The sequence below is a fragment of the Prosthecobacter sp. genome (assembly GCF_020439865.1).
In the GTDB taxonomy this organism is placed as follows: domain Bacteria; phylum Verrucomicrobiota; class Verrucomicrobiia; order Verrucomicrobiales; family Verrucomicrobiaceae; genus Prosthecobacter.
Genome location: NZ_JAGRPF010000187.1, coordinates 1 through 2671 on the forward strand (window position 1 = coordinate 1; position 2671 = coordinate 2671).

Annotated in this window: 6 protein-coding genes; all 6 read left to right on the forward strand. The window is 62.7% G+C overall.

Translation table 11 applies throughout. From position 1 onward, the window contains the following. A partial coding sequence (locus tag KDL09_RS20885; protein WP_294389425.1) for a terminase gpA endonuclease subunit occupies positions 1-230 on the forward strand: 230 nt, incomplete at its 5' end. A gap of 16 nt (positions 231-246) precedes the next feature. Next, positions 247-465, forward strand: a complete 219-nt coding sequence (locus KDL09_RS20890; RefSeq protein ID WP_294389426.1) for a hypothetical protein — start codon at positions 247-249, stop codon at positions 463-465. Continuing rightward, complete coding sequence (locus KDL09_RS20895; RefSeq protein ID WP_294389428.1) at positions 462-1043, forward strand: hypothetical protein; 582 nt, start codon at positions 462-464, stop codon at positions 1041-1043. Before KDL09_RS20890 ends, KDL09_RS20895 begins: the two co-directional genes overlap by 4 nt. Continuing rightward, positions 1040-1312, forward strand: a complete 273-nt coding sequence (locus KDL09_RS20900) for a hypothetical protein (RefSeq protein ID WP_294389429.1) — start codon at positions 1040-1042, stop codon at positions 1310-1312. Before KDL09_RS20895 ends, KDL09_RS20900 begins: the two co-directional genes overlap by 4 nt. Positions 1313-1327: 15 nt before the next feature. Continuing rightward, positions 1328-1585, forward strand: coding sequence for a hypothetical protein (locus KDL09_RS20905; protein WP_294389430.1), 258 nt, complete (start codon positions 1328-1330; stop codon positions 1583-1585). Continuing rightward, positions 1582-2671: phage portal protein (locus tag KDL09_RS20910; RefSeq protein WP_294389431.1), on the forward strand; the 1090-nt coding region annotated here is incomplete at its 3' end. The genes KDL09_RS20905 and KDL09_RS20910, both read left to right, overlap by 4 nt.

A 2671-nucleotide genomic window follows, 5' to 3' on the forward strand; every position in this document is an offset into this window, starting at 1 on the left:
GGGAAATCGCCGAGGACGCAGACGACGACTACCTCACGCAGATGGAGAGCGAGCAGCGCGTGCGCAAAGGCGGCAAGTGGCTGTGGGAACGCATTGGCAAGCGCCCCAATCATTACTGGGACTGCGAGGCGATGCAGGTGGCTGCCGCAGTGATGCTCAAGCTCGTGGGACAGGAGTCGGTCAAAGCGGGTACCGAGCAAAACGCGGAGACTGAACCGGTCGCGGATTGACACGGCTGCCGTGGGCATGAACCCACCCCAAACTCTCCAAGGCAAGCTCACCTATGCCGGCATTCTCATTTCGGCGCTCGGTGCCATCAGCCGCATCTTCGGCCTGCATCTCCCCACCGAAGAAGCGCAGGGCATGGTGGACATGGTGGCCGCCAACTGGGACACGCTCGCGCAGTTCGGCGGTCTGGCCACTGCCGCCTATGGCCGCATGCGCATCAACTGGAGGAAGCCATGACCAGCGACCAACTGGCTCAGGGTATCATCCGGCACGCCAGCCGCTTTGTCGGCCTGCGTGAGGTCAAGCCCAACGCAAACTGGGACAACCCGAGCACGCCCGGACCAGACCGCGCCATCGTTGATGAACTGCGCTCGCTGATGCGCCAGTCGCCATGGGAACCCCGCTGGGCCTATTGCGCGGCTTTCGCCGAAGGTATGGTCCTCGCAGCGCTGCGTTCACTCGCGGCCACGCCCGCCCAGATCAAACGCTGGCAGCAGACGATGACGCCACACTGCGTCACCAGCGCGGGAAACTTCCGCAAGCTGGGGCTGCTTTCGGCCAACGCCGAAGCCGGTTCCATCTGGCTCGCCCGTCATGGCAGCACGAGCAACGGCCATGCCGGCCTCGTCACCGCCGTGCGTGGCGTGAGCATGGCCACCATCGAAGGCAACACGTCCCTCGATCCAAGCACGTCTGCCAAGGAGCGGGAGGGCGACTGGATCACCAATCGCATCCGCTTCCTCAAGGGCACCGGCACGCTCAACACGCTCGGCTTTGTCACGCCCGCCTCCATCCTCAAGCTCATCGGCGCATGACCCAGCCACGCTTTGATTCCACCATCAGCCTCGGGCATCTCGTGCAGATCCTCTCGCTTGTCATCGCCGGAGCCACGGCATGGGGCGTGCACACCAGCACGCTGCGCCACCTGGAACTGTTGCGCAACGAGGACCGCCAGCGCATCGAATCCCACGAGGTGAAGATCAATCTGCTGGAACGCGCGACCGACGTGGTCAAAACGGACGTGAACTACATCCGGCTCACAGTCGATGAGATCAAACGCGACGTGAAGGAAGCGAGCCGTTGACAGGGCGCTCCGCTCATGGCGCAAGGTTTGTTCACTGTCGGGTTCACCGTCGCAGAAGTTCTCAGCATCCAGGCGAAGGCCAAAGAGATGCTCATCGAGGGCAAGACTCTCATGAGCTGGTCCGACAGCGGTTCGAACGCCTCCAAGCAGTTCCCCATGACCGTCAAAGAGACGCTTGAGGAGTGTGCGCACGCGCTGCGCGTCCTTGAACCCGCCACCTATGGCCGCCGTCGCCGCATCACCACTTCGGCCATCCACCATCTCGCCAAATGACCGCCCTTCAACAATGGGCGGCCCACTGGCTGCCCCCTGCCCTTCTGCCCAAGGCATGGACCTCCGTCTATGAATCCGCCAACGCTTCGCCCAGGCGCGGCTCGGTGCCAGGTGCATCGCCCCGTGATGCCAAACACGATCTCACGCCCCACGTTCACCGTGAACTGGTGCGCCGTTCCCGCTACCTCGCCAAGAACTCGGGCTTCGTGCGGGAAATGGTCAGCAACATGGCCATCTATTCGACCGGCGATGGGATCCGCCCGCAAGCGCAGTCAGACGACGTGAGCTGGAACCGCCAGGCGGAGGCTTACTTCCGCGCCTGGTCCACGCGCTGCGAAATCACCGGGCGGTTCAGCTTCGAGGAAGTGCAGTCGCTCCTTTGCCGGGGCATGGACGTGGACGGCGAATACTTCATCCATCTCACGCGCAGCCGTCTCGGCATCGCTGCTCTGCAATTGATCGAATCGCACCGCATCGGTGAGGGCAACACCGCCATGCAATCGTTCCATGGCATCACATTGGATGCTTGGGGCGCACCGCAGTCCTACCGCGTGCTCGAAGATCAGTCTTCGCGCGAACTCCCCGCCCAAAGCGTGCTGCATGTATTTGAGCCGGAGAACGCCACCAGCGTGCGCAACGCCCCGACCATTCAGCACTCCATCAACCACATCCTTGATGAGATGGAACTGCTCGCCCTGGAGAAGCACGCCGTGAAGGACAACTGCGATGTGACGCGCGTGCTCAAAACAGAGACGGGCGATCTCAATGACGATTCTGACTTCGCCATCGAGGGCCAAGAGGCCGAATCGGGCGAAGGCACCAACCCGACCACGCTGCAGCAGATCACCGGCGGCAAACTCGTGGCACTCAAGACCAACGAGTCACTCGACTCGTTTGAGCCCAAGCGCCCGTCTCCCACTTTCACCGGGTTCCTGGAGCATTTGCGCCGGGATGCCGCGCTCGGAGTGTTGCCGTATGAGTTTGCAGCCGATTCGTCCAAGGTGGGCGGTGCGGGGGTGCGCCTGGTCGTAGCCAAGGCGGATCGACGCTTTTCGTATCGGCAGATGATCCTCATCCAGCGGTTCA

What these genes read in the sequence shown, in the direction of transcription:
- KDL09_RS20890 (WP_294389426.1), top strand. Translation starts at nt 247, where the DNA reads ATGAACCCACCCCAAACTCTCCAAGGCAAGCTCACCTATGCCGGCATT.
- KDL09_RS20895 (WP_294389428.1), top strand. Translation starts at nt 462, where the DNA reads ATGACCAGCGACCAACTGGCTCAGGGTATCATCCGGCACGCCAGCCGC.
- KDL09_RS20900 (WP_294389429.1), top strand. Translation starts at nt 1,040, where the DNA reads ATGACCCAGCCACGCTTTGATTCCACCATCAGCCTCGGGCATCTCGTG.
- KDL09_RS20905 (WP_294389430.1), top strand. Translation starts at nt 1,328, where the DNA reads ATGGCGCAAGGTTTGTTCACTGTCGGGTTCACCGTCGCAGAAGTTCTC.